The 23701-nt window shown below is 73.9% G+C and carries 22 protein-coding genes; 11 read left to right on the plus strand and 11 right to left on the minus strand.

What is annotated here, in order from left to right; genetic code table 11:
* Positions 1–48: 48 nt before the first annotated feature.
* Positions 49–4179: a BREX system serine/threonine kinase PglW gene (gene pglW / locus GA0070564_RS25965; protein ID WP_091614584.1), complete on the minus strand. Its 4131-nt coding sequence runs from the start codon at positions 4177–4179 to the stop codon at positions 49–51.
* Between the two features lie 261 nt (positions 4180–4440).
* Between pglW and GA0070564_RS25970 the strand changes: the two genes are divergently transcribed.
* Genes GA0070564_RS25970 through GA0070564_RS25980 form a run of 3 tightly spaced genes read left to right on the plus strand, consistent with a single transcriptional unit; the run spans position 4441 to position 7615 of the window.
* A complete protein-coding gene (locus GA0070564_RS25970) occupies positions 4441–5139 on the plus strand; it encodes a hypothetical protein (RefSeq protein WP_091614588.1) in 699 nt (232 codons plus the stop codon).
* Positions 5136–6467: a 7-cyano-7-deazaguanine synthase gene (locus GA0070564_RS25975; RefSeq protein WP_091614592.1), complete on the plus strand. Its 1332-nt coding sequence runs from the start codon at positions 5136–5138 to the stop codon at positions 6465–6467. The genes GA0070564_RS25970 and GA0070564_RS25975 overlap by 4 nt, the downstream gene beginning before the upstream one ends.
* Positions 6464–7615, plus strand: a complete 1152-nt coding sequence (locus GA0070564_RS25980) for a site-2 protease family protein (protein ID WP_091614595.1) — start codon at positions 6464–6466, stop codon at positions 7613–7615. Before GA0070564_RS25975 ends, GA0070564_RS25980 begins: the two co-directional genes overlap by 4 nt.
* On the opposite strand, the gene GA0070564_RS25985 is transcribed toward GA0070564_RS25980, so the two are convergent.
* Positions 7597–8832 carry an FAD-binding protein gene (locus tag GA0070564_RS25985; protein ID WP_091614736.1) on the minus strand — a complete coding sequence of 412 codons (1236 nt, stop codon included), beginning with the start codon at positions 8830–8832 and terminating at the stop codon, positions 7597–7599. The genes GA0070564_RS25980 and GA0070564_RS25985 overlap by 19 nt on opposite strands.
* A gap of 82 nt (positions 8833–8914) precedes the next feature.
* Here GA0070564_RS25985 and GA0070564_RS25990 point away from each other — a divergent pair, with 82 nt between their 5' ends.
* Entirely contained in the window at positions 8915–9097 is a 183-nt protein-coding gene (locus GA0070564_RS25990; protein WP_091614598.1) for a hypothetical protein, read from the plus strand.
* 69 nt (positions 9098–9166) lie between these two features.
* On the opposite strand, the gene GA0070564_RS25995 is transcribed toward GA0070564_RS25990, so the two are convergent.
* Positions 9167–9901 carry an ABC transporter permease gene (locus GA0070564_RS25995; protein WP_091614603.1) on the minus strand — a complete coding sequence of 245 codons (735 nt, stop codon included), beginning with the start codon at positions 9899–9901 and terminating at the stop codon, positions 9167–9169.
* A complete protein-coding gene (locus GA0070564_RS26000) occupies positions 9885–10823 on the minus strand; it encodes an ATP-binding cassette domain-containing protein (protein WP_091614739.1) in 939 nt (312 codons plus the stop codon). Before GA0070564_RS26000 ends, GA0070564_RS25995 begins: the two co-directional genes overlap by 17 nt.
* 97 nt (positions 10824–10920) lie before the next feature.
* Between GA0070564_RS26000 and GA0070564_RS26005 the strand changes: the two genes are divergently transcribed.
* A complete protein-coding gene (locus GA0070564_RS26005) occupies positions 10921–11523 on the plus strand; it encodes a TetR/AcrR family transcriptional regulator (RefSeq protein ID WP_091614742.1) in 603 nt (200 codons plus the stop codon).
* A gap of 25 nt (positions 11524–11548) precedes the next feature.
* Here GA0070564_RS26005 and GA0070564_RS26010 read toward each other — a convergent pair whose 3' ends face one another.
* Positions 11549–12478: an LLM class F420-dependent oxidoreductase gene (locus GA0070564_RS26010; RefSeq protein WP_091614608.1), complete on the minus strand. Its 930-nt coding sequence runs from the start codon at positions 12476–12478 to the stop codon at positions 11549–11551.
* Between the two features lie 196 nt (positions 12479–12674).
* Here GA0070564_RS26010 and GA0070564_RS26015 point away from each other — a divergent pair, with 196 nt between their 5' ends.
* The gene (locus GA0070564_RS26015) at positions 12675–12989 is read left to right on the plus strand and encodes an ArsR/SmtB family transcription factor (RefSeq protein ID WP_091614613.1); all 315 of its coding nucleotides are present in this window, start codon (positions 12675–12677) and stop codon (positions 12987–12989) included.
* Positions 12990–12994: 5 nt separating this feature from the next.
* Positions 12995–13519, plus strand: coding sequence for an SRPBCC family protein (locus GA0070564_RS26020; protein ID WP_091614617.1), 525 nt, complete (start codon positions 12995–12997; stop codon positions 13517–13519).
* A 112-nt stretch (positions 13520–13631) separates the two neighbouring features.
* On the opposite strand, the gene GA0070564_RS26025 is transcribed toward GA0070564_RS26020, so the two are convergent.
* From GA0070564_RS26025 to GA0070564_RS26035, 3 genes are read right to left on the minus strand one after another with little or no spacing between them, the layout of a single operon-like run.
* Entirely contained in the window at positions 13632–14285 is a 654-nt protein-coding gene (locus tag GA0070564_RS26025) for a response regulator transcription factor (protein ID WP_245670262.1), read from the minus strand.
* Positions 14282–16444, minus strand: a complete 2163-nt coding sequence (locus GA0070564_RS30280; RefSeq protein WP_091614620.1) for a sensor histidine kinase — start codon at positions 16442–16444, stop codon at positions 14282–14284. Before GA0070564_RS30280 ends, GA0070564_RS26025 begins: the two co-directional genes overlap by 4 nt.
* A 24-nt stretch (positions 16445–16468) precedes the next feature.
* Positions 16469–17164 (minus strand): hypothetical protein, encoded by a 696-nt coding sequence (locus GA0070564_RS26035; RefSeq protein WP_091614624.1) that lies wholly within the window; start codon positions 17162–17164, stop codon positions 16469–16471.
* Positions 17165–17390: 226 nt separating this feature from the next.
* Here GA0070564_RS26035 and GA0070564_RS26040 point away from each other — a divergent pair, with 226 nt between their 5' ends.
* Positions 17391–18560, plus strand: coding sequence for an acyl-CoA dehydrogenase family protein (locus GA0070564_RS26040; RefSeq protein WP_091614628.1), 1170 nt, complete (start codon positions 17391–17393; stop codon positions 18558–18560).
* Positions 18561–18625: 65 nt separating this feature from the next.
* Here the strand turns inward: GA0070564_RS26040 and GA0070564_RS26045 are convergent, their stop codons facing one another.
* From GA0070564_RS26045 to GA0070564_RS26055, 3 genes are all read right to left on the minus strand, one after another.
* On the minus strand, positions 18626–19582 hold the full coding sequence (locus GA0070564_RS26045) for a TIGR03560 family F420-dependent LLM class oxidoreductase (protein ID WP_218105001.1): 957 nt from the start codon (positions 19580–19582) through the stop codon (positions 18626–18628).
* Between the two features lie 121 nt (positions 19583–19703).
* Positions 19704–20741 carry a hypothetical protein gene (locus tag GA0070564_RS26050; RefSeq protein WP_091614633.1) on the minus strand — a complete coding sequence of 346 codons (1038 nt, stop codon included), beginning with the start codon at positions 20739–20741 and terminating at the stop codon, positions 19704–19706.
* Positions 20741–21010 (minus strand): hypothetical protein, encoded by a 270-nt coding sequence (locus GA0070564_RS26055; RefSeq protein ID WP_091614637.1) that lies wholly within the window; start codon positions 21008–21010, stop codon positions 20741–20743. The genes GA0070564_RS26050 and GA0070564_RS26055 overlap by 1 nt, the downstream gene beginning before the upstream one ends.
* 624 nt (positions 21011–21634) lie before the next feature.
* Between GA0070564_RS26055 and GA0070564_RS26060 the strand changes: the two genes are divergently transcribed.
* From GA0070564_RS26060 to GA0070564_RS26070, 3 genes are all read left to right on the plus strand, one after another.
* Complete coding sequence (locus GA0070564_RS26060) at positions 21635–22135, plus strand: nucleotidyltransferase domain-containing protein (RefSeq protein ID WP_091614640.1); 501 nt, start codon at positions 21635–21637, stop codon at positions 22133–22135.
* Positions 22136–22393: 258 nt separating this feature from the next.
* On the plus strand, positions 22394–23107 hold the full coding sequence (locus GA0070564_RS26065) for an alpha/beta fold hydrolase (protein ID WP_091614644.1): 714 nt from the start codon (positions 22394–22396) through the stop codon (positions 23105–23107).
* Positions 23104–23631 carry a putative immunity protein gene (locus tag GA0070564_RS26070; protein WP_091614649.1) on the plus strand — a complete coding sequence of 176 codons (528 nt, stop codon included), beginning with the start codon at positions 23104–23106 and terminating at the stop codon, positions 23629–23631. The genes GA0070564_RS26065 and GA0070564_RS26070 overlap by 4 nt, the downstream gene beginning before the upstream one ends.
* Positions 23632–23701: the final 70 nt, after the last annotated feature.

Below are 23701 nucleotides of genomic sequence, written 5' to 3' on the forward strand. Positions count from 1 at the left end.
AGGACACCCGGGCAGGAATCACCCCCGGAGGTGTCCGCAAAACGACAGTCAGCGCGTGGTCGCTCCACTGAGGTCGCCGGTGATCCAGTCACCGGCGAGCCACAACGACTGACTCGCCGGCGAGGTGAGCGGCAATTGAACTCCGTCCAGCACCGCCGGGTCCGGCCGGCGCGCCGGCACCAGCAGCAGCCGCGCCGCCGGCCGGGGCCGGGTCGGGTCGGCCAGCTCCTGGAGCAACCCGAGCTGCCCGTACCGAGCCAGCGGCGCCGCCTCGGTGAGCAGCACCGGCCCGTCGACGGCGGCGACGGCTTCGCCGACCGCCGGCACCACCTGGTGCCGGACCAGGTCCACCAGGCTGCGGAAGTCGGCGTCCTGCGGGTTGCCGTTGTCGGCGGCGACGATCGCCTCCCACGGGAAGCCGAGCGCGCGCAGCCGGTCGAGCAGGATCGCCGTGACGTCCACCTCGGTCAGCGGCAGCCGGGCCAGCAGCGCCCGCCGGGCCGGGCCGACCCGGCGCCACGGCGCCAGCACCGCGAGGAAGGCCCGCCGCTCGATCGCCGCGGCGAGCCGGTCGCCCACCTCGTCGGCGGCGGTGAGCCCCAGCAGCGGCGTGTGGGTGGTGGCCATCCGGGTGCCGGTCACCGCCGTGTTGATCGTCGGAGGCGCGTACACCTGCTCGTGGGAGTGCCAGGTCAGCGGCACCTCCGCCGCGGCCAGCAGGTCGGTCAGCGCCGGCCGGTCCGGCACCCGCTCCGCCCGGGGGAAGCGGCTGTGCACCCGGTCGCGGATCTGCCGGGGGCCGAGCCGCTGACCGATCAGGGTGCCCACCGACAGTCGCAGCGCACGCTCCGCCGGCATGCCCACCGGATAGAGCTGGCCCTGGGCGTTGACGTCGACCCGGTCGTTGCTGCCGATTGCGGCGAGCTGCAACAGGCGCAGGTCGGCCACGGCCGGCAGCCCGGCCGGCACCGCCACTCGGCGCAGCTCGTCCACCGCCCGTTGCCGAGTCGGCAGCGGGTCCGCGTCCGCCAGCTCGGCCGCCCGGCCGCCCAGCTCCACCACGTACGCGAGGAAGTCGGCGGCCGTGACGTCGGACGCGGGGTCGTCCGGCTCCCGGCCGACCAGGACGACGCCGGAGCTGCGGAAGCGGTACGTGTCGACCCGGGCGTCGCCGCCGGTGCTCAGCTCGGCCTCGACGGCGGCGCGGACCAGGCCCATCGCCTGCGGCAGCCGCTTCGGCTCCGACGTGTAGGAGCCACGGGCGGCGATCAGCGCCTGCGCCAACTCCTCGGCGGACATCACCGCGCCACGGGCGTCGAGCAGCGCCACGATCTCGTTGCGCACCGCCTCCAGCGCCGGATCGGCCAGCCACACCTTGGCCTGGCCGGCGAGCAGCTTGGAGATCTGCGGCTGGCTGCGCTCGGTGACCCGGGCCGCCTCGCTCTGCGCCGGCCAACGCAGGAAGACGCCGCCGTCGGTGGGCGCCTGCCCGAGCAGCACCGCCAGCACCCGGTGGTTGCGGGACGACTTCGCCGGCAGCAGGCTCACGCAGAGCGCCTCCACGCCCTGCGCGACCGGCCGGTCGTCGGCCACGGCCGGTTCGTCGCCGCCGGGCAGCACCGCCCGCAGCGCCCGCCCCTGGGCCAGGATCTCCTTACGCGTGGCGTCCGGCACGCCCTTCGCGCGGGTCAGCGCCGACGGCTCGGCGTCGAGCAGCTCACCGACGGTGTGCATGCCGAGCCGCTCCAGCGCCGAGCGGGCCCGGGCGGTCAGTTCCGTGGCCGCCAACGGGGACTCGCGGGTCAGCCCGACCACCGCCGGCAGCGGGCCGACCGGCGTCACCGCCGGCTGCGGGACCTGCTGGAAGATGGCCCGCCAGGCGTCGGTCATCTCGTCGACCGTGTCGAAGCGGGCCGCCGCCTCGCGGGCCAGTGCCCGGCGGAAGAACTCCACCAGCCGGTCGGCGACCGCCGGGTCGAACGCGGCCGGGTCCAGGGTCACCTCGTCGCTCACCACGGCCGGGTTCGCGTTGTCGCCCCACCGGGGCAGCGTGCCGGTGGCCATCTCGTAGAGCACCACGGCCGCCGCAAAGCGCTCGGCCGCCGCGTCGTACCGCAGCCGGCGTGGCGGACCGAGGAACGGGTCGAGGTAGCCGACGGTGCCCGCGCCCAGCTGGCCGGCGGGCGTCGACGACAGCGAGAAGTCGAAGACGCACAGGTGTGGCTGCTTGTCCTTGGGCCGCGGGCGGGCGGCCAGGTTCGCCGGCTTCAGGTCGCGGTGCCAGACGGCCTGCCCGTCGAGGTAGTTGACGATGTCCAGCAGGTCCCGCCCGTACCGCTCCAGCAGGTCCAGGGCGAGCCGGCCACCGCGCAGCTCCTCGGCGAGGGTCTGCTGCCCGGCACTCTCCATCAGCAGGGCGGTCCGGCCGCCGACCCGTACCGGGCCCTCGACCAGCGCGGCGACCTGATGGTGGTTCAGCTTCCCGAGGGTCTGCGCCTCCGCGGTCAGCCGTTCCTCGTGCTGCTCGTCGCGGGCCACCTTCAGGACCAGGTCACGGGACTCCCCCGCCCGCCTGACCAGCAGCGCTACGGCGGTGGCTCCCGAACCGAGCCGGTCCTTCACCTCCAACCCGCCGTCGAGGAGGTCTCCCCGGTGGGCGGAGAGCGGGTCGGTCACCGGCTCGGGCTCCGGCGCGGTCAGCTCGTCCCAGACCTTCTCCAGGTCGCTGCGGAACCGCGACACGCTGGGCAGCCGCTGCCCCGGGTCGCCGCGAGTCGCGTCGTAGACCAGCTGGACCAGCTCGGACGGCATCCCGTCGACCACGGCGTCCAGGTGCAGCCCGCCGTCGCGCACCGCGCTGGCCAGGTCCTCGGCGGTGGCGGCGGGCGCGGCCCCCGCGAAGATCCGGTAGGCCAGCGCACCGAGCGAGAACACATCGAGCCGATGGCCCGGCATCCCGGCCGCCCGGTCCGCCTCCGGCGCTTGATAACGGCGGACCTCGTCGTCGAAGAACAACTCCAGGCTGGCCGGATCGCTCGACGGCCCGAGCCGGGTGAGTTGCGTCGTGCCCGCGAGCCGGCCACCGGTCTGCCAGTCGGTCACCACCAGCGTCGGGCGTGGGCCGTCGGCGTCACCGACGTAGACCGCGCGGGGCGAGAGCGCCCGGTGGGCCAGCCGTCGGGAGTGGGCGTAGTCAATGATCTCGGCGAGATCCTGCACCAGCTGCAAGCGCTGGGCGAGGGTGAGGGCGTCTCCCCGGCGCAGCAGCCACTGGTCGAGGCGTACCCAGTCCTGCTGGTGGTCGAAGACGACCGCGGGGCCCCACGCGTGCTCGACCAGGTCGTGCGCTCGCGCCACGCCCGGGTGGTGGATGCCCTGGAGGAGCCGGAACTCCCGCTCCGCCGCCTTGCGGATCGTCGGCACCTCGTGCTCGGCGGCCCGACTGGTCAGATAGAACCGGACCCGGCGCACCAGCGACGTGTCGAGCGTGTGCCCGGCCAAGAAGTCCTGCCAGCCCAGTCCCTCGGCGAACGGCTTCGGGTGCAGCAGCAGCTGGCCGACCTTGCGGTCCGCCACCGACGGCCGGATCTTGGCACCGCGGACCAGCTCGACGATCTGCCGGGCCCTCGCCTCGTCGACAAGGTGGCCCGGGTTGCGTGGCAGGGCCAGCAGGAACGTCTTCAGGCTCGCCAGGTTGGCCTCGGGATGCCCGTCCAACCCATAGACGTGCTGGCTGCCGATCGCGTCGAGGTCCGCCCGCATCGCTCTGGCGTGCAGGAACACCCCAGCCCCGATGTACGGCGTGTCGTGCTGCCGTCCCTGCTGCTTGGCGTAGTGGCGGATCAGGCTGGCCAGCCGCTTCGCCTTACGGTTGGCCAAGATGTACGGGTTGTCCTCCGGGATGAGGCGGGAGTTGGGTGCACGGCGCACCCACTGCGTCCCGTCGCCCCGGATCTCGCCCTGCCAATGCTTCAACTCGAGCACGTAGAGACCACTGGGGGTGAGCACCAGAGCGTCGACCTCGTTGATCGAGCCGTCGGCGCCGACGAACTCGACGTTGGCCCAGACGTGGTAGGGCTCTGCATCCGGCAGGTAACTGGCCAGCTCACGCAGGCCATCCTGTTCCCAGGCGTAGGAGCTCGCGTTGATCTGCTCCCAGCGCGGGGAATCGTCCCGCATGCGCCGCCCCCTTCACCCCGGCCGTCGCCGTCCCGACCTCAGCCTTCGCACCCTACCGGGCGGACGTCCGCGCAATGGAGCACCACTGCTGCCGCACCAGGCTGAATACTTTCCGCACTTGTGTCGCCACTTTCCGCATCAATAGACTCCAATCAAGGCACTTTCCCGCCCCTCCGGGAGGTCACCTTGGGCACCTCGACGCGTCTACTCGGCCCCAAGAACGCCGGGTGGACGAGCGCCAAGCGCCAATTGAGTGAGTGGGTGCCCGACCATGACGGCACGCCGGGCTCACTCGGCGAGGACGACCAGCGTGCCGCCGAGGAAGTGGCGACACAGTTTCGCCGCGCACTACGTGACGCACTGCGTGACGACCCCACGCGGTTCGGACTCCGCGACACGGCCCTCGACGTCGGGCAGCGGCTCGTCACCGTTCTGGACGACCTTCGGCAGCCCGACCCAGCGATCCTTCGTGACCTCCCGCAACAGGACACGCCGGCCGCCACCGACGAGTTCGTCCGACGATTCGTCACCGAGGTCGGCGGGGACGGCCGCCTCATCGTTGACGCCATCGCTCGACGGGCGGCACGCGGCGCCGCCGAACGTCTCGTCGCGCCGGCCGGCCCGTTGGCCGATCCGGCTCGTCCGCAACGAATCACCGGTGAACTGTTCTGCGCGATCTACCGGCTGTTCTTCGGCGAACTGATCGGCGAGTTCGTGCATGTCCTGATCGCGGAGAACATCAAGCTCGCGGTGCCGGCGCTGGTGGTGCTCGACCCGACGGACACGGTGGCCGGCTTCGTCGCGGGCCAGGTCGTCAGGCTGCTTCCCGACCCATGTGATGCGGCCACGGCACGTGAACCGGAAAGACCACGGCTGGCCGAGGTCGCCCGGGAACTGCTCACCGACACCGTCACCGAGGCGCTCGGCCTCGGTGAGACCGGGCTGGACCTGGCGGCATGACAGCGGCCGGGCACGCCTACCACTACACCACTTACGGCCGACCGTCCTTCGAGCGCCACCGGAGGTCTATCGACCGGAAGCTGCTGGCGCAGGCAGATGTGCAGCTCCAACGGCTGGCCGAGGTGCCCCAAGATCGGCCGATCTGGGCACAGGACCTCTTGCAGGTCGCCCGTGCGGTATTCCTGGCTGACAAGCTGTCGCTGCGCAGTGGCAGCGCCGACAGGTGGACACGGCGGATCGATCTCTCCGTGCAGGTGGCGGAGTTCGACAGATGGACGGACCGAGCGCTTCGTCTGCTGACGGAGCTGACAGAAGCCCTTACCTCGGATAAGTGGCACATCCGGGTACACCCCGGCGCCACCGCCTGGCCCCACCAGAACCGAATCCACAGCCCACAGGCAGCCGAAGAAGTGGCCCTCTTCTCCGGCGGTCTCGACTCGTCCGCTTACGCCGCTGAGCGGGCGAGGGCTTCAGGTGGCGAACTTCTGCTGGTTTCCTACTACGAGCCGCAGTGGGCGAGCCAGCAGGAGGCCGTTCTCGCCGCGATCCATGAGCTGTCCAGCCGGGCCGTCCGCCAGTCCAGGTCGCCCCAGCAGATCAAGGCTCGGCAGGAACTTGAACCCTCGGCACGCAGCCGAGGGCTGCTCTACACGGCGACGGCCGTCTACCTCGCGGCCGCGCACGGCGTGGCACAGGTCGCCGTGCCGGAAAACGGGCAACTGGCGCTGAACCCGGCGCTGACGCCAGCCCGTGTCGCCGCCTGTTCCACCCGATCCGTGCATCCGTACACCTTGAGCCTGCTCAACGCGCTGATCCACGAGGTCGGTGGGTCGGTCACCGTGGTCAACCCGTACCTGCACCTGACCAAGGGCGAAGTCTGCGAGCGAGCGCTGGCGGCGGGACTGACACCTACGACGTTGACCCACGCCACCATGAGTTGCGGTCGCCCACCGCGGAACCAGCCCGAGCTGCAATGCGGGCACTGCTATCCGTGCCTGGTCCGCCGATCCGGTCTCCTCGCCGCCTTGGGCAGCGACGGGACGCCGTACGCGAAGAATGTCTGGGCGGTGGCAGACCGTTCGGATGCGGCGGCGGACCGACGGGCTCTGCATCGCTGGTTGACCCATCCTTTCGGTGTCCGTGACCTGTTCACGGACATGCCGTTGCCGGAGGGGACGAACCTGGGTCCACTCGTCGGTGTCGTTCAGCGCGGACGCGAGGAGATGGCGAGGATGTTCGCTGACGCCGGGGTTACCACTGCCCCAGCCGCAGCAGTGGCTTTCTGGCCTGGCATGGGTGCGGGCTGCCGGGGTATGCCGGAGCCATGAGGGCGAGCTTCCGGCTTGGCCGGATCGCGGGTGTTCCCGTCGGCGTCAACTGGAGCGTCCTGGTCATCTTCCTGCTGATCGCCTGGGGGCTGTCGGCGAGTCAGTTCCCGCGCGCCTACCCGGATCGGCCGGTGATCGCGTACTGGCTGGCCGGGCTGGCCGCGGCGGTGGTCTTCTTCCTCGGCCTACTGGCCCACGAGGTGTCCCACTCGGTGGTGGCGAAACGCAACGGCATCGAGGTCGAGGGGATCACCCTCTGGCTCTTCGGCGGGGTGTCCGAGCTCAAGGGCGAGGCCCGCGACCCGGGTGCCGAGCTGCGGATCGCCGGGGTCGGGCCGCTGGTCAGCCTGCTCATCGGGCTCTTCTTCGGCGCCATCGCGGTGCTGCTCACCCTGGCCGGGGTGCACGGCCTGCTGCTCGGGGCGCTGGCCTGGCTGGCCGGCATCAACATCCTGCTGGCGATCTTCAACGTGCTGCCGGCGGCGCCGCTGGACGGCGGCCGGTTGCTGCGCGCCGCCGTCTGGAAGGCCACCGGTGACCGGACGAGGGCCTCCGTGGTGGCCGCCCGGGCCGGCTGGGTGCTCGGCGCGGTGCTGATCGGGCTGGGGCTGTGGCAGTTCCTGGTCGGCGCCGGGGTCGGCGGGCTCTGGCTGGCGCTGATCGGCTGGTTCCTGATCGGGGCCGCCGGCATGGAGGAACGCCAGGCCCGGATGGGCAGCGCGTTGCGTGGCATCCGGGTCGCCGACGTGATGACCCCGCAGCCGCAGACCGCCGCCGGGACGATGACCGTCGCCGACTTCGTCGACCACTACCTCTTCGCGTACCGGCACTCGGCGCTGCCGCTGACCGAGGAGGGCCGCCCGGTCGGCCTGGTGACGCTGGACCGGGTACGCCACATCCCGGCCGACCGGCGGGCCTCGACGACGCTGGCCGAGGTGGCCTGCCGGGCCGACGAGCTGGTGCTGGCCCGGCCGGACGAGGAGCTCACCGACCTGCTCCCCCGGCTCAGCGAGTGCGCGGACGGCCGGGCGCTGGTCGTCACCGACCAGGGGCTGGTCGGGATCGTCTCGCCCAGCGACATCAGCCGGGCGGTGCAGCGGGGCAGCCTCCGCGAGCAGCCGACCGGCGCTCAGTCCCGGGGGAAGTAGCGGTCCAGCTGCGCGGTGCGGAACGTGCCGGCCGGGTCCAGGTCGCGGAGCAGGGTCAGGAAGTCGCCGTGCCGGGGATGGACGGCGGCCACCTCGGTCGGGTCGAGGGTGAAGACCTTGCCCCAGTGCGGGCGCGGCGCGAACGGCGCCAGCCGCCGCTCCACCTCGGCCAGCACCGGCGCCACCGCCGCCTCGTCGGCGATCCAGGTGAAGTGCACCGCCACGGTGTCCCGGTCGTGGTTCGGGCTGAGCCACAGCTCGTCGGCGGCGACCGTACGCAGCTCGCAGACCTGGGTCACCGGGGCGAGCCGGTCCCGGATGTCGGCCAGGGTGGCGAACGCGTCGGCCAGGGCGGCCCGGGGCAGGTGGTACTCCGACTGGAGCTCGTCGCCGGCGCTCGGGGTGAAGCCGAGCCGGAAGTGGGGCAGCCGCTCGTGCCAGGGGCCGGGCTCGCCGAGCTGCGCGGTGGCGTGTTCCGCCGGCATGCCGCGTACCGGGTGGACCGGCTCGCGCGCCGCGGTGGCGCCGAGCCAGTCGGCGGGCGGGGGAGCCTGGTCCGCGCGCTGCTTGCGCCAGAGCAGGTCGATCCGGTCCGAACGCCACCAGGTGAAGGCGCTGACGCTGTACGCCGAGCCGAACGCCTCGTCCAGCGCCGCCGCCGGCAGCTCGCGGTGCACGTACTGCCGGATGTCGAAGGCCGGTACGACGTCCAGGGTGACCCGGGTGACCGCGCCGAGCGCGCCCAGCGCCACCACCATGCCGGCGAACCGGTCGTCGGCGCGGTCGACGGTCAGCAGGTCACCGTCGGCGGTGACCAGCTCCAGCCCGGCGACCGCGGCGGCGAGGTTGCGGTTGCCGTCGCCGCTGCCGTGGGTGCCGGTGGCCACCGCGCCGGCGACCGAGATGTGTGGCAGTGACGCCAGGTTGGCCAGGGCCAGCCCCTGCGCGTGCAGCCGGGTGGCCAGGTCTCCGTAGCGGATGGCCCCGGAGACGGTGACCGCGCCCCGGTCCCGGTCGATCTCGACGGTGTCCGGCAGCCCGACCAGCGAGACCAGGTCGCCGGTGGTGTCGCCGAACCGGTTGAACGAGTGGCCGGTGCCGACCACCCGCAGCCGGTCGCTGGCGGCGACCAGGCGGCGCAGCTCGTCGACCGAGGACGGCCGGTGCCGGCGGGCCGCCGCGTACGTGATGTTGCCGGCCCAGTTGCGGGTCGCCACCGTCACCGCGCACCTCCCCCACCCGGACGGCCGGCCCGGTCGGGCGCGGTTGTCACCGCCGCTGTCGGGGAACCATACGCCGATGAGCAGCTACCGCGACCCGAGCCTCCGCGGCGACGTGTACCCGTCGGAGGAGGAGATCGACCCGACCGGCGTCGGCCCGGACCCGACCTACCCGCTGTCGACCGCTCCGGTGCCCGACCCCACCCCGGAGCCGGAGCCCGCGCCGCCGCCGGGCCCCGGACCGGCGCCGCGTACGCCCTGACCGGCCGACCGCCGCACGCGACGCCGCGGCCGCCCGTGCGCGTCGACGGGTGACCGCGGCGGTCCCGGCTCAGCTGCGCCGGGTCATCACCTTCATCGTGACCGCCAGACCGAAGGCGCACCAGGCCGCCAGCACCAGGAAGGGCGTGGCGCTGAGCCCGCCCGGCGGCACCACCAGGGTCTGCCGGATCGCCTCCGCCATGTACTGGATGGGCAGCACCTGGTGCACCGCCTGCAACCACCCGGGCAGCCGGTCGGCCGGGAAGTTGACCGGCGAGAACATCAGGGCGAAGAAGACGATCACCTGGGAGACGAGGCTCGCCAGGGCTGGCGGCGCCGCGTACGCGATCGCGTAGCCGATCGCGGTGGCGGTGACCGCCACCAGCAGCACCGCCGGTACGACCAGCGCGCTCACCCGGAGCGTGAGGTCGAACCGCAGCGCGGCCACGATGAGCGAGAGCACCAGGCCGGGCAGCGAGGTGAGCAGCCAGATGCTCAGGTCGGCGGCGAGGATGGCGCTGCGCGGCACCGGCATCGTCCGGTTGTACTCGAAGGTGCCGCTGGTCTTGGTCTCGGCGACCATCTGGGGCGCGAGCACCATGCCGACGACGATCAGGCCGAGCGCCGGTGCCCCGGTGGAGAGGTAGAGCGCGGTCTGCTGGTCGATCCCGGGCAACAGGAACGCGAAGCCGACGACGATCCCCACCGCGAGCAGGGTCTGCACGATCAGCATCAGCGGCAGGACGAACTTCAACCGCACGGCGCTCCACCGCACCAGCAGTCCGTAGCTACGCAGCCACGTCATGGCGCTCCTCCTTCTGCTCGGCGGTGAGCTGGATGTAGACGTCCTCGAGGGTCACCGGGCTGAGGGCGAACTCGTCCACCAGACCCTCGGTGCGCAGCTGCGCGGCCCAGCCGACCGCCTCCTGGGTGTACTCCGCCGGGACCGGGATGCTCGTCCGGTTGCCGTTGGTGGCCTGCGGACCGGCCCAGGCGGGCGCCACCAGGGCGGGAGCCTGGGGGTTCACGGTCAGCTCCAGGCGCAGCTCGCCGGGGACGGCCCGGCGCAGCTCGGTGGGGGTGCCGAGGGCGACGACCCGGCCCTCGTCGAGCACCACCACCCGGTCGACGCCGCGCTCGGCCTCGCCCAGGCTGTGCGTGACGACGATGACGGCCCGGCCGTCGTCGGCCAGGCGGCGCACCTCCGCCCAGAGCAGCCGCCTGCGGACCGGGTCGACGTCGTTGGTCGGCTCGTCGAGCAGGACCAGGCTGCCCGGCTCGACGGCCGCCATGCAGAAGCTGGTCAACCGCCGGATGCCGCCGGAGAGACGCTGGCCCGGCAGGTCCGCCGAATCGGTCATCTCCAGCGCGGCGAACAGCTCCTCGGTGCGCCGCCGCACCTGGTCCCGGCGGCCGCCGCGGATGCGGCCCAGCATCTCCACCGCCTGCCGGGGCGTCACGCCGTTGAGCGGGGCGTGCGCCTGCGGCTGGATGGAGCAGGCGGAGCGGGCGAAGGCGGGCTCGCGCACCGGATCGCGGCCGGCCAGCGAGATGCTGCCACTGGTCGGCCGGACGAGCCCGGCCACCTGGTTTACCAGCGTGGTCTTGCCGGCGCCGTTGTGGCCGAGCAGGCCGAGCACCTCGCCCGCCGCGACCTCGAAGGAGATGTCGTCGTTGGCCTTCCTGCCCTTGAGATATTCCTTGGTCAATGACTCCACGCGTAGCACCACGGCGGCCTCACATACCGATCGGTCTTTGGATACCAAACCGTATTCAGATACCGATTGGTACGTCAAGCCCGACGCGCATGGCAGAATGGGCCTCATGGCCGTCCGACTCACCCGCGCCCAGAAGCAGCAGCAGACCCGTGAGCAACTCCTGGCGGCAGCCGAGGCGCTCTTCGCCGAGCGGGGGATCCACCGGACCAGCCTCGACGACGTCGCGGCCGAGGCGGGCCTGTCCAAGGGCGCGGTCTACGCCAACTTCGACAGCAAGTCCGGCCTGCTGCTGGCGTTGTTGCAGCGGCTCAACGACGCCGGCGACCAGTGCGAGGACGGCCAGCGGGCGACCGACCCGCAGGCCTGGCAGCGCCGCCTGGGTGAGAGCTTCGAGGCGAACGTGGCCACGGCCGAGAGCCGGCGGTTCACCATGGCGTTCGCCGAGTTCTGGCTCTACGGCATGCGCAACGCCGAGGCCGGCAGGGTGCTCAGTGACGCGTTGGAGGCGGGCCGCCGGGCGAACGCCGCCGAGGCGAGCGCCAAGGCCAACCGCGACGTGCCGACGGACCGGCTGGCCGCGCTGGTCATGGCCCTGGACATCGGCATCGGGCTCCAGCACCTGATCGACCCGGAGCGGGTGCCCGCGGAGCTGTTCACCGCCGGGCTGGAGATGCTGCTGCGGGGCGCGGCCGAGACCACGCCCCGCTGAGCCCGGCCGACCGGGCGCCGCCCGCTCAGAGCTGCGGCAGCACCTCGGCGGCGACCAGTTCGAGGTGGTCCAGGTCGGCCAGGTCGAGCAGCTGGAGATAGATCCGCTCGCTGCCGATCTCGGCGAACCGGCCGATCCGGTCGACCACCTCGGCCGGGGTGCCGGCCAGCCCGTTCTCCCGCAGTTCGGCCGGCTCCCGGCCGATGGCGGCGGCCCGGCGGGCGATCTCGGCCTCGTCCCGCCCGCAGCAGAGCACCAGGGCGTTGGACCAGCGCATGGTGGCCGGGTCGCGGCCGACGGCGGGGCACGCCTCGCGGACCCGGCCGAACTGCGCGGCCGAGTCCTCGACCGAGGCGAACGGCAGGTTGAACTCGTCGGCGTACCGGGCGGCGAGCCGGGGCGTACGCCTCGGACCCATCCCGCCGAGCAGGATCGGGGGACGGGGCTGCTGCACCGGCTTGGGCAGGGCCGGCGAGTCGCTGACCGGGTAGTACGTGCCGGCGAAGTCGAACGTCTTGCCCACCGGCGTCTCCCACAGGCCGGTGACGACGGCGAGCTGCTCCTCCAGCCGGTCGAAGCGCTCCCCCAGCGCCGGGAACGGGATGCCGTACGCGGTGTGCTCCTCGGCGTACCAGCCGGTGCCGATGCCCAGCTCGACCCGGCCACCACTCATCTGGTCGACCTGGGCGACGGTGATCGCCAGCGGACCGGGCAGCCGGAAGGTGGCCGCGGTCATCAGGGTGCCCAGCCGGATCCGGGAGGTGTCCCGGGCCAGGCCGGCCAGGGTGGTCCAGGCGTCGGTCGGTCCGGGGTCGCCGCTGACCGAGCCCATCTTCAGGTAGTGGTCGGAGCGGAAGAAGGCGCCGTAGCCGGCGTCCTCCGCGGCGCGGGCCACGGCGAGCAGCTGGTCGTAGCTGGCCCCCTGCTGGGGTTCGGTGAAGATCCGCAGTTCCATCACCCGAGCATAGGGACCGGGCGGGTCCGCCGCGGCCTGCCGTACCCCCCGCGACCCCCGTCGCGCTGACCGCCCCCTGGCGCTGAAGCGCAAGCAGGGGCCCCCTGTTAACGCCTGAGGTATAGCAGGGGGCCCCTGTTAACACCCAACCAGCATGCATTCCTTGACAGGCATATGACCAGTGGAGCATATTCGGATGGTGTCCGTCGACGCCTTCGCCGTACTCGCCGAGCCGACCCGACGCCGCATCCTCGACACGCTGCGCGGCGCCGAGGAGCAGAGCGTCGGTGAGCTCGTCGACCTGCTCGGGCTCAGCCAGCCCACCGTCTCCAAGCACCTGCGGGTGCTCCGCGAGGCCGGCTTCGTCACCTGCCGTACGGCGGCCCAGCAGCGTATCTACCGCATCGACGTACGCCCGTTCCAGGCCGTCGACGGCTGGCTCGCGCCCTACCGGCGGATGTGGACGGACCACCTGGACGCGCTGGAACGCCATCTCGACCGTCAGGAGTAAGTGACATGGACAGGAAAGACTTCCGCCCCGGTCCGCTCGCCGAGGTGACCCGGATCCCCGCCGACGACCGGTGGGACCTGGTCCTCACCCGCGACCTGCGCCACCCACCCGAGAAGGTCTGGTCGGCGCTGACCGAGCCGGGCCAGCTCGCCCAGTGGGCGCCCTTCCTGGCCAGCCGTGACCTCGGCAGCCCCGGCGAGGCCACGCTCGGCACCGTGGACGGCGACCGGACCGTCGACGCGCCGGCCACCGTCCGGCGCGCCGACCGGCCCAGCCTGCTGGAGTACACCTGGGGTGACAGCCTGCTCCGCTGGGAGCTGGCGCCGGCCGGCACCGGCACCCGGCTGACCCTGCGGCAGCGGATCGACCGGCCCGAGCAGGCGGCGATGGTGGCCGCCGGCTGGCACCTCTGCCTGGACGTCGCCGGGCACCTGCTCGACGGCGACCCGGTCGGCCCGATCCGCGGCGCCGAGGCGAAGGACTTCGGTTGGGCGGAGCTGCGCGACGCGTACGCCGAACGGCTGGACTGAGCGCGGACCGGGCCGGGGCCGCGCAGCCGGCCCGGCCCCGGCCCGGCCCCTCGGTTCGACGCGCGAAGGCGCGGCAACCGGCTCGGAGACGACGTTCCGGCGGGCCCGACGGTCAGAGCTGGCCGAGACCGGCTTGGCGGGCGCGTTGGATGGCCTGGCTCCGGTCGGCCACCTGGAGCTTGGACAACACGTTTGACAGGTGATTGCGCACGGTCTTCGGGCTCAGCGTCAGCCGGCGGGCGATGACCAGGTTGCTCAGCCCCTGCGCGACCAGGTCGAGCACCTCCCGTTCCCGGTCGGTCAGCTCGGGGAAGGGCGCGGCCCCGCCGGCCCTGGCACCGGACAGGAAGCTCACCGCCCGGCTCGCGACCACCGGGCCGAGCAGCACCTCGCCGTTGGCGACGGCGCGTACCGCGCGCTCCACCTCGGCGGGTGCCGCCCCCTTGAGCAGATAGCCCCGGGCCCCCGCGCGCAGCGCGGCGAAGACCCAGTCGTCGTCGTCCAACATGGTCACCACCAGCACGCCGATGCCCGGGTGCCGGGCGACGATCTCCCGGGTGGCCTCCACTCCGGACCGGCCCCCGAGATGCAGATCCATGATGATCACGTCGGGTGTGCGGAGTTCGGCGACCCGCAACGCCCCGTCGGCGTCGGGGGCCTCGCCGACCACCTCCAGCCCGACGGTCGACGCCAGCAGGGCGGTCATGCCGAGCCGGAACACCGGGTGGTCGTCCACCACCGCGACGCGGATCACCTGACCGGTCACGGCCCCACCACCGCCGGCTGCGCCGCCGAGGCGGCCGGGTCGACAGCGGCCAGGACGGCCGGCGGCGGCGCCTGCCCGGGTACGACCGGCGCACCGGCCCGGGCCGGTAACCGCTCCGCCGGCAGCCGCACCGTGACGGCGGTGCCGCCGTCCCGACCGGGCCCGACCACGCACACCCCGCCGATCCCCTCGGCCCGTTCGCGCATCGACCGCATCCCCACCCCGGCCGGCGCGTCCGGCGGCACGCCCCGACCGGCGTCAGTGACCCGGACGGTCAACCCGTCCGCGCCGCGCACGAGGCTCACCGCGCAGGTCGCCGCGCCGGAGTGCCGGTGCACGTTGCGGACCGCCTCGGCGACGATGCCGTAGATGGCGGTGGCCACCGGCTCGGGCAGGGGCAGTGGCACCGCCTCCACCCGCACGGTCAGCCCGGACGGTTCGTACCGCTGGGCCAGCTCGTGCAGGGCCGGGACCAGGCCGCGCTCACCCAGCACCGGCGGCAGCAGGGCGCGGGCGATGTCCCGGATCTGCTCGACCCGCTGGTCGGCCTCCGCACGCAACAGGTCCAGCAGCCGCCCCGCGGCCGGTGGGTCGACGGTCAGCAGGTTACGGGCCGCCTGGAGGCCGAGCGCCACCCCGGCCAACGCCGGACCGAGCCCGTCGTGCAGGTCGCGGCGCAACGCCCGCCGCTCCTCCTCGCGGGCCTCGGCCAGCCGGGACCGGGAGCCGGCGAGGGCCCGGCTGGTGGCGGCGAGACTGGCCGCCGAGGAGACCAGCGGCACGAGATCCAGCAGCGCGGCCCGGGTCCGCCCGTCCAACCGCTCCCCCGCCCGGGCCCAGGCCACCAGCCGGCCGATCTCGGTGTCCGCCCGGCGCAGCGGCAGCACCAGCGGCTCCCCGCGCGGGCCGGCCGCGTCCCACCGGCCGGCGCAGGACTCCGGACCGTCCACCTCGATCCCGCACCCGCCGAGCCGGAGCAGGTCGGTGAGGCTCTGCGCCACTGCGGTGAGCACCTCCACCGGGTCGTCGGAGGCGCTGATCCGGTCTCCGACGCCGCGTACCACGCCGAGCGGCTCGACCGCCTCGCCGTGGATCAGCCGGTCGACGCCGCGCTGCACCCGGGAGCGGGCCGGGTGCACGCCCGCCGCGACCAGCGCGGTGACCAGCACGCCAGGCACGGCGGACGAGGTGGGCAGCGCCGCGTCCAGGACGGTCACCCCGGAGACGTACGCGGCGACCAGCAGGAAGGTCAGCAGGAACCAGACCAGCGTGCGGCGGACCGCCATCTCGATCCCCCACAGCCGCTGCCGGAGCACCACGGCCAGCACGGCGGCCGGAAAGAACGCCTGGGAGGCGAGCATCGCGGCCGGTGCCAGCCACTCCGGGATCCGCCGGGACGCGTCCGGGCCGAAGCCGACCGGCGCGAAGCTCAACGCGAGCAGCACGGTGCCGACCGCCAGCCAGCCCAGCCCGACCCGCTCCCTCGGCACCCCGGTACGCCACCGGCGGCCCACCCCGGCCGCGGCCACCAGCCCGAGCAGCGGCACCGTGGCGAAGAGCAGCGGCTCGGCCCGTTCGATCAGCTCGGCCCAGGTCGCGCTGGGGATCGGCAGCGGCGCTCCCGAGGGCTGGCCGGGCCGGCCGGGCCAGGTCAGCTGGCACACCTCGATCGTGGCGACCACCAGGGCACCCACGGCCACCGCGAGCCGGGCCGGCACCGGCAACCGGCCCTCGCGGACCAGCCAGGGCAGCACGACGATCAGCGAGAGCATGCCGGGCGCCCAGGCCCAGTGTCGGGCCGAGGTGAGCCAGACCGGATCGGGCAGCGCCGGGTGTACCCGGAGCAGGGCGACCCACTGCGCGCCGAACGCGGACAGGCCGCCGCCCACTCCGGTCGCGGCGAGCAGCCAGGCGACCGGGTGGCCGCGGCGCCACAGGACCAGCGCGGCCACCATGCCGTAGACGGCGCAGTCGGTGAAGTCGACCAGGAAGTAGAGCTCGGACAGGCCCCACGGCCGGCGGGCGAGCAGCCAGCAGCAGGTCGTACCGACCAGGAGCAGGGCGCAGGCGACCGCCACCGACCCGGCGGCGACCGGCCGGCGATGGTCGTCCCCGGCCGCCGGCGGTCGGTCCGCGACGGGGAGCAGGTCGGCAGGCATGACCCGATCCTGACAGTCGCCGGTTCAGTTGCCGAGACCCCGGCGCTCCACGGCGAATGTCAGTCCGGCGACAGTGGCCCAGAGCGCGGCCGGGGCCAGCGCCAGGTACTGCAACGGCACCGCCTGGGTCACCGCGACCAGCGCGGCCATCAGCAGGCTGAACACCGCCAGCCAGCGGCTCACCGAGCGGCGGCGCAGGCCGGCGACGGCGACCGCGCCGGCGCTGAGCCCGGCGCCCGCCCAGACCCACGGGAAGGTGTCGTAGCCGGCGGCCAGGGCGGCCACCGTGTCGGCGTCGGTCTCGCCCAGGTGACCGAGGTCCCAGTACAGCTCGGTGGAGACCCCGCCGCCGACCAGCAGCATCGCCGCGACCAGCAGCAGCCCACCGGCCGCGACGTCCGGCAGGAGGCCGCCGGCGGGCTCCCGGGCCGCGAGCCGGCGCCGCAGCCCGGCGGCGAACACCGCGAGGCAGCCGGCGCCGAGCGCGGTGAGCACCTGGAAGACCCAGACGTACGCCTCCCGGCCCGCCATCGCCGCGCTGAGCCGCCCGTTGTCGGCGAACAGCGCCCGGTCGACGTCGGTCAGCCGCGGGCCGATCTGGAACAGGGCGATGCCGGTGGCCCCGGCGAGGACCCCGGCCACGGCCCAGCCGCGTCGCGTCGGTGCGGTCGGGGTGCTCGGGGTGGCGGCGTCGAGGGCGGCGCTCATCGGGACGGACATGGTTCCTCCTGCGGGACCTCACGGGCGACCCGGCGGATCGCCGCGGATCGCAGCCTGCCCGTCCCGCCGTCCCGGGCGCACGGGTGCGGCGTCCCGCCCGGCCGGGCGGTTCCGTCGGGCGGCTCGGCGGGCGTCCCGTCCGGTCGGTGCCGGTGTCCCTGGCGGCCGGGACGGTGGGCCGGCCACGGTGGACCGGCCCGATAGGACCGAGCTGGGAGGCCCCTCGATGCCCGAGCAACACGCCGACGACCTGATCCGTGCCGTCCAGGACCTCACCCCGGAGCTCACCGCGCGGGCCGGCGAGATCGAGCGGGAGCGGGAGATCCCGGCCGACCTGCTCGACCGGTTGCGCGCCGCCGGCTGCTTCCGCATGTTCGTGCCGCGCAGCCACGGCGGGTACGAGGTGGACCTGCGCACCGGCATGGCGGTACTGGAGACTCTGGCCCGGGCCGACGGCTCCACCGGTTGGACGGTGATGATCGGCGCGGAGAGCCCGCACCTGCTGGCGATGCTGCCCCGCGAGCGGTTCGACAAGCTCTACGCGGCCGGCCCGGACGTGGTGGTGGCGGGCGGCTTCGCGCCCCAGGGACGGGCGGAGCTGGCCGACGGCGGCTACCAGGTCGCCGGCCGGTGGCCCTTCGCCAGCGGCTGCCGGCACGCCGACTGGATCTTCGGCAACTGCCTGCTCACCTGGGAGGGAAAGTCGCTGCCCGGGCCGGCCGGCCAGCCGCCGGAGACCCGCTCGATGCTCTTCCCGGCCGACCGGGTCACGGTGGTCGACACCTGGCACGTGCTGGGCCTGCGCGGCACCGGCAGCCACGACGTGCAGGTCGACCCCGTCTTCTGCCCGGCGGAGGAGACCTTCGACCTGTTCACCGGCACGCCCTGCGTGCCCGGCCCGGGGTTCGTCGCGCCGCTGGTGCACTTCGTGCTGCACCTCGGCGCGGTGGCGGTCGGCATCGCCCAGGGTGCGCTGGACGACCTGACGGCGCTGCTCGGAGACGGCCGGCAGCGCCTCTACGCCCGGCAGCCGCTGGCCGACTCGCCCGCCTTCCGGATCCAGCTCGGCCGGGCCGAGCTGCAGGTACGCGCGGCTCGGGCGCTGCTGCACAGCCTCGCCGACGAGCTGTGGACGGCCTGCGCCGAGAACCCGGCGGCAGTCGCCGAGCTGCACCCGACGATCTCGGCCAGCCTGCCCTGGGTGACCGAGCTGACCACCGCCGCGGTGGACACCTGCTACCGGGCGGCGGGCGGCGAGGCGACCCGGGACTCGTCGCCGATCCAGCGCCGGTTCCGCGACATCCACACCTTCGGCCAGCACGCGGCGGCGGCCGAGGGCTGGCTGGGCAACAACGGCGCCCGGCTGCTGGGCCGCCCGGTGCAACTGGCGTACTGAGCCGGCCGCCGGCCGGCCGGGGGGGGTCCGGCCGGCGGCCCCGCCGGGGCATCAGGCTGTCCGGGTCAGCCCAGTTGCGGGGCCACCTCGCGGGCGAACAGCCGCATCGAGTCCGGGTCGGTGGGCTCGTGGAAGTAGAGCATGAAGTACTGGATGCCGGCGTCGACCAGCCGGCCGAAGACCTCGACGAGCTCGGCGGGCGTGCCGACGGCGCTGCCGGTCGCCGTCTCCGCCCGGTCCCGTCCGGCCAGCCGGGCGGTCACCTCGGCGTCGGTGGCGCCGGTGAACACCGACAGCGCCGCCGTACGCAGGATGCCGTCGTAGTCCCGCCCGACCTCGGCGCAGTGCCGGGCGAGGACGTCCAGCTTGTGCCGGTAGAAGGCCGGGTCGGTGTGGTCGGTGAGGTTGCAGGCGTCGGCGTACCTGGCGACCGTGCGCAGGGTGCGCTTCTCGCCGCTGCCACCGATCATCAGCGGGATGTGCGGGCGCTGCACCCCGGTCGGCACGTTCTGCGCCCCGGTCACCCGGTGGAAGCGGCCGTCGACGGTGGCCACCGGCTCCCGCATCGCGGTGATCACCCGGGCGGCCTCGTCCAGCCGGGTCAGCCGCTCGCCGGTCGACGGGTACGGCTGGTCGAACCCGTACGCGTCGTACTCCCGCTGGTCCCAGCCGCCGCCGAGGCCGAGGAAGGCCCGGCCGCCGCTGGCCACGTCGAGGGTGGCCGCCATCTTGGCCACCAGGGCGGGGTTGCGGAAGCTGTTGCAGGTGACGATCTGCCCGAGCCGCACCCGGCGGGTCTCCCGGGCGATGGCCGACAGGCTGGTCCAGCACTCGAAGGTGGTCTCCGGCTCGCCGCTGAACGCCTGCACGTGGTCGTAGAGCCAGACCGAGTCGTAGCCCAGGTCGTCGGCCTCCCGGGCCACCCCGACCATCGCCTCGAACTGCGCGACCGGGTCGGCCAGGTGGGTGAGGTCGGACCGCCAGCCCTGCGGCAGCACCACCCCGAACCGGATCCCGCTCATTGCCCGCCCCTCGTCGTCGACAGCGCGGGTCAGGGTACGCGGGGCGGGGGCCGCGGCCCGGGGACCGACCCCCGGGTGGGTGGCGTCGCGCACAACCCGCCCGGTGGCCTCCCTCGGAGGATCAGACGTACGGCGGGACCGCGTACGCGGCGCGCAGCGCGGCCAGCCCGGTCGCCTTCGGGGTGAGGGTCCCCCAGCCGGAGTTGAAGTAGTTCGTCCGGGCGATCCGGGGCCGGACCTCGGCGTTGAGCGTGGCGATGGCCGGTGGCACGGTGGCGATCCAGCCGGCCTGGTTCGGGATCTCGGCGACCCGGACCCCCCATTCACCGATCAGCACCGGCCGGGACAGCGCGATCGGGCCGAGGTCGGCCACCGCCCAGTCCTTGGTGCGGCGGAACCGGGCCAGCGCGGTGTCGGTCGGGCTGGTGGCGTAGACGTTCCAGTGCAGGAAGTCCAGCTTGGCCATCAGCGACTCGGGGTGGGTGCGCTGGTAGGAGGCCCGGTCCCAGCCGCCGACGCCGACCGAGAAGGTGGTGCCGCCGGGCAGGCTGCGGGCCTTGAACCAGTTGACGATGTAGGTCACCGCCTGCACCGCCCGGGCGTCGGACTGGGCCCAGGTGTAGGCGACCCCGGCCTCGGTGGTGCCGAACTCGTGGTCGGTGTCGAGCTCGGAGGCGAGTTGGATGTTCACGCCGAACCCCATCGTGCGGTACTGGGACAGGGCGCGGGCGAACAGGCCGTCGCACTGCCCGGCGAGCACCTGGCCGTAGCCGTACGCCTTGGGCCAGGTCGTGCCGGGTCGCTGCTGGATGGTCATCGCGGGTGCCGGGACGGTGTAGGTGACCCCGTCCACGGTGAAGGTCTGCGCTCCGGTGCTGGAGCTGCCGTAGTGCTTCAGCTCCAGCACCATGTTGATCTTGATGCCGGACTGGCCGAGCGTGATCAGCCACGGCCGGTTGTAGCCGGGAAAGATGTACGCGTCGGCGAAGCTGCGGTACTGGGTCAACGAGCGGAAGTTCCCGCCCGCCATGTCGGCCGTCGGGTCGGCGCCACCGGAGAGGTAGTAGCCGCCGAGGACCGGCGCGGCGAGCGCGTAGTCGACGCTGGTGGTCGCGGCATTGCCGCTTCGATCACGCACGGTGACAGTCACCCTGGGCATCACGCCACCGCCCGGAAGACGGCGACCGAACCGGTGTCCGACACCCGGGCCCAGGTGCGGCCGGAGTCGTCCGAGACGGTGACGGTCAGCGGATCGATGACCGCGTTGACCTTGACCGGGTTGCTGCTGTTGCCCTTCGAGTCGGTGACCACGACAGTCACGGTCACCTGCTGGGTGTCGGGGTCACTGTAGGTGACGGTGAGGAGCATCTGCTCCCCCGGCGAGAAGGTGGTCGCGTTCAGGGAGGCGGACGCGCTGGGAGCGGCCATGACGGGCCTTCTTTCGGGCTCGGGCGCCGAGCCCGGCTCGGCGCTGGCTCAGCGGGAGGGGATGGTCCCGCTGTCCGAGGGGTGGGACGTGGCCCGCCGTCCTGCGCCTCTGATCTGCCTCAACACTGCTCCCACCAGGGGCTTCGCGTCCTGTCCGGTATCCGATGGCGATACCGCCGTCCGGCTGACTGCGCCGGACACCGGCAAAGCGGATAATTTTGGGGTTGGCCCTCGGCCGGCGCGCCGCCGGGCGCTCGTCGGCCGGGCGGCGAAGACCGCCCCGTCACCTCCCGTGGCGACCACGGGCGACCGTCCACCGCCGTCCGGAACGCCCGCCGCTCGACGACGGGCGCGATCACCCGGCCGCCGAGCGCGCTGCCCAGCAGCACGTACCGCCCGCCCACGGCCGCCGCGAGACCGGCGAATCGGGGCACGGCCACCCCGGGCCCGTCACCGACCGCCACCGGCGGCACGCCCAGCAGCGCCAGGTCCGCGCGGAGCAGGTCGGCCGCCGCGCCCAGGCGCGGATCCAGACCCAACCCGTCCCAGCCGTACGCCGAGCCGAGCCGCTCGGGCCTGCTTTTCCGCTGGCCCGGATCCGCCGGATGCACTAGGAAGACAGTCATGATCGACGCTGACGTGACGACCGCCGACGAGGTGCACAGCGTGCTGGACGCCCTGGCCGCGGTCGGCTGCGCCGCCTGGATCAGCGGTGGCTGGGGGGTCGACGCGTTGGCGGGTACGCAGACCCGCCCGCACCGCGACCTGGACCTGGCCATCCCAGCCGAGCACGAGGCCGCGGCGCTGGCCGCCCTCGGCCGGCTCGGTTACGTGGTCGAGACCGACTGGCGTCCGGTCCGCGTCGAGGTCGTCGCCGCCGGGCGCGGCCGGGTGGACCTGCACCCGCTGGCCTTCGACGAGGACGGTCACGGCCACCAGGCCGGCCTCGACGGGTCGACCTTCCGCTGGCCGCGGGAGTGCTTCACCACCGGCGCCGTCGCCGGCCGCCCGGTCGGCTGCATCTCGATCGCGCAGCAGCAGCTGTTCCACAGCGGGTACGACCCGCGCGACGTCGACCGCGCCGACCTGGCCGTGCTGCACGACCTGGCCTCCCGGGCCGGGTGACCGGCGGTGCCGGCCACGCTCTTCCTGACGTGCGGCCTCCAGGGCAGCGGCAAGACCACCCTGGCCCGCCGCCTCGCGGAGGAACACGCCGCCCTGCGCTCACCGCCGACGAGTGGCTGCCCGGATCACCGACGAGCAGTTCGACCGGGCCTGGGAACTCTTCCAGCGGGAGCGTCCCACCCCGGACGAGCTGCGCCTCTTCGACCCGATGCCCTGACCGGGGTCGCTTCCGGCGCGGCCGGTCGCCAGGATGGACGGATGGACCCGGACGCCGCCCCGCTGGAACGACCGACGATGCTCCTCGTGCACAGCCCGCTCCTCACGCCGGCGAGCTGGGACGCGCTGTTGCCGTACCTGACAGCGGCGGGGTGGCGGGTGGTCGTACCCGATCTGCGTCCGCTGGTGGAGGCGCCGTCCTTCCACGCGGCCGTCCGCGCGGCGGCCGTCGCCGGCGTCGCGCCCGGCGCACCCACCGTGGTCGTCGGCCACAGCCGGGCGGGCGCCTACCTGCCCGGCATCGTCGACGCGGTCGGTGGCCGGGACGTGGTCTTCCTGGACGCCCGGCTGCCGCATCCGGGCGCCAGCTGGCTCGGGTCGTCGCCGCCCGAGCGGGCCGCGTGGTTGCGGGAGCGGTCGACGTCGGGTCGGCTCCCGAGGTGGGACACCTGGTTCCCGGCCGACTCCATGGCGGAACTCCTGCCCGACCCCGGGCAGCGGCGCCACGTGCTGGCCGACCTGCCGGAGCTGCCGTGGCAGGTCGTCGCCGAGATACTGCCGCCGGCCGGGGCGGGGTGGGAGTCGGCCCGACGCGGCTACCTGCGGCTGAGCCGCGGATACGAGCCCACGGCAGCCGAGGCGGAAGGATCCGGCTACCGGGTGCGGCGGGTGGAGACCGACCACCTGGCGATGGTGAGCCGACCCGAGCTGGTCGCGGAGCTCATCCTCTCGACCGTCGGGGCCGGTGCCCGGTGACCGGCGAGGTCCCGCTGAGCCCGGACGACCTGCGGGAGGTCGCCCGCTATGCCGCGCAGTGCGCCCAGGAGGTGCTGTCGATCTTCGAGGCGACCCACCCCGGCGATCGGCGGCCCCGGGCCGCCGTCGAGGCCGCCTGGACCTTCGCCCACGGCGCGAGGCGGACGAACCTCCAGCGTACGACCGCCTGGGCCGCCCACCGGGCCGCGCAGGAGGCGGCCACCGAGGCGGCCCGGGAGGCGGCCCGCGCGGCCGGTCACGCCGCCGGCGCGGCCTACCTGCACCCGCTGGCGAAGGCCACCCAGGTCGGACACATCCTCGGCGCCGGCGCGTACGCGGCGCGCGCGGCGGAGCTGGCCGCCAGCGGGGACCGGACCGTCGGCGAACGGTGGATCGAGCAGGCCCGCCGACGGGCGACGCCGGCGCTGGTGGCCGTGCTCGGCCGCTACCCCGCCGCTCCGGTGGGCGGGGGTCGGGTGGCCGAGCTGATGAGCGCGCTGGACGCCTCGCTACGGCCGAGCTGAGCCCTCGCCGGAGTGCCGGCCGTCGGAACCGCGGCGGCGCCGGTAGGTAGCAGCCCGCGTTCGTCACCCG

The organism is Micromonospora mirobrigensis, assembly GCF_900091555.1.
Lineage (GTDB): Bacteria > Actinomycetota > Actinomycetes > Mycobacteriales > Micromonosporaceae > Micromonospora > Micromonospora mirobrigensis.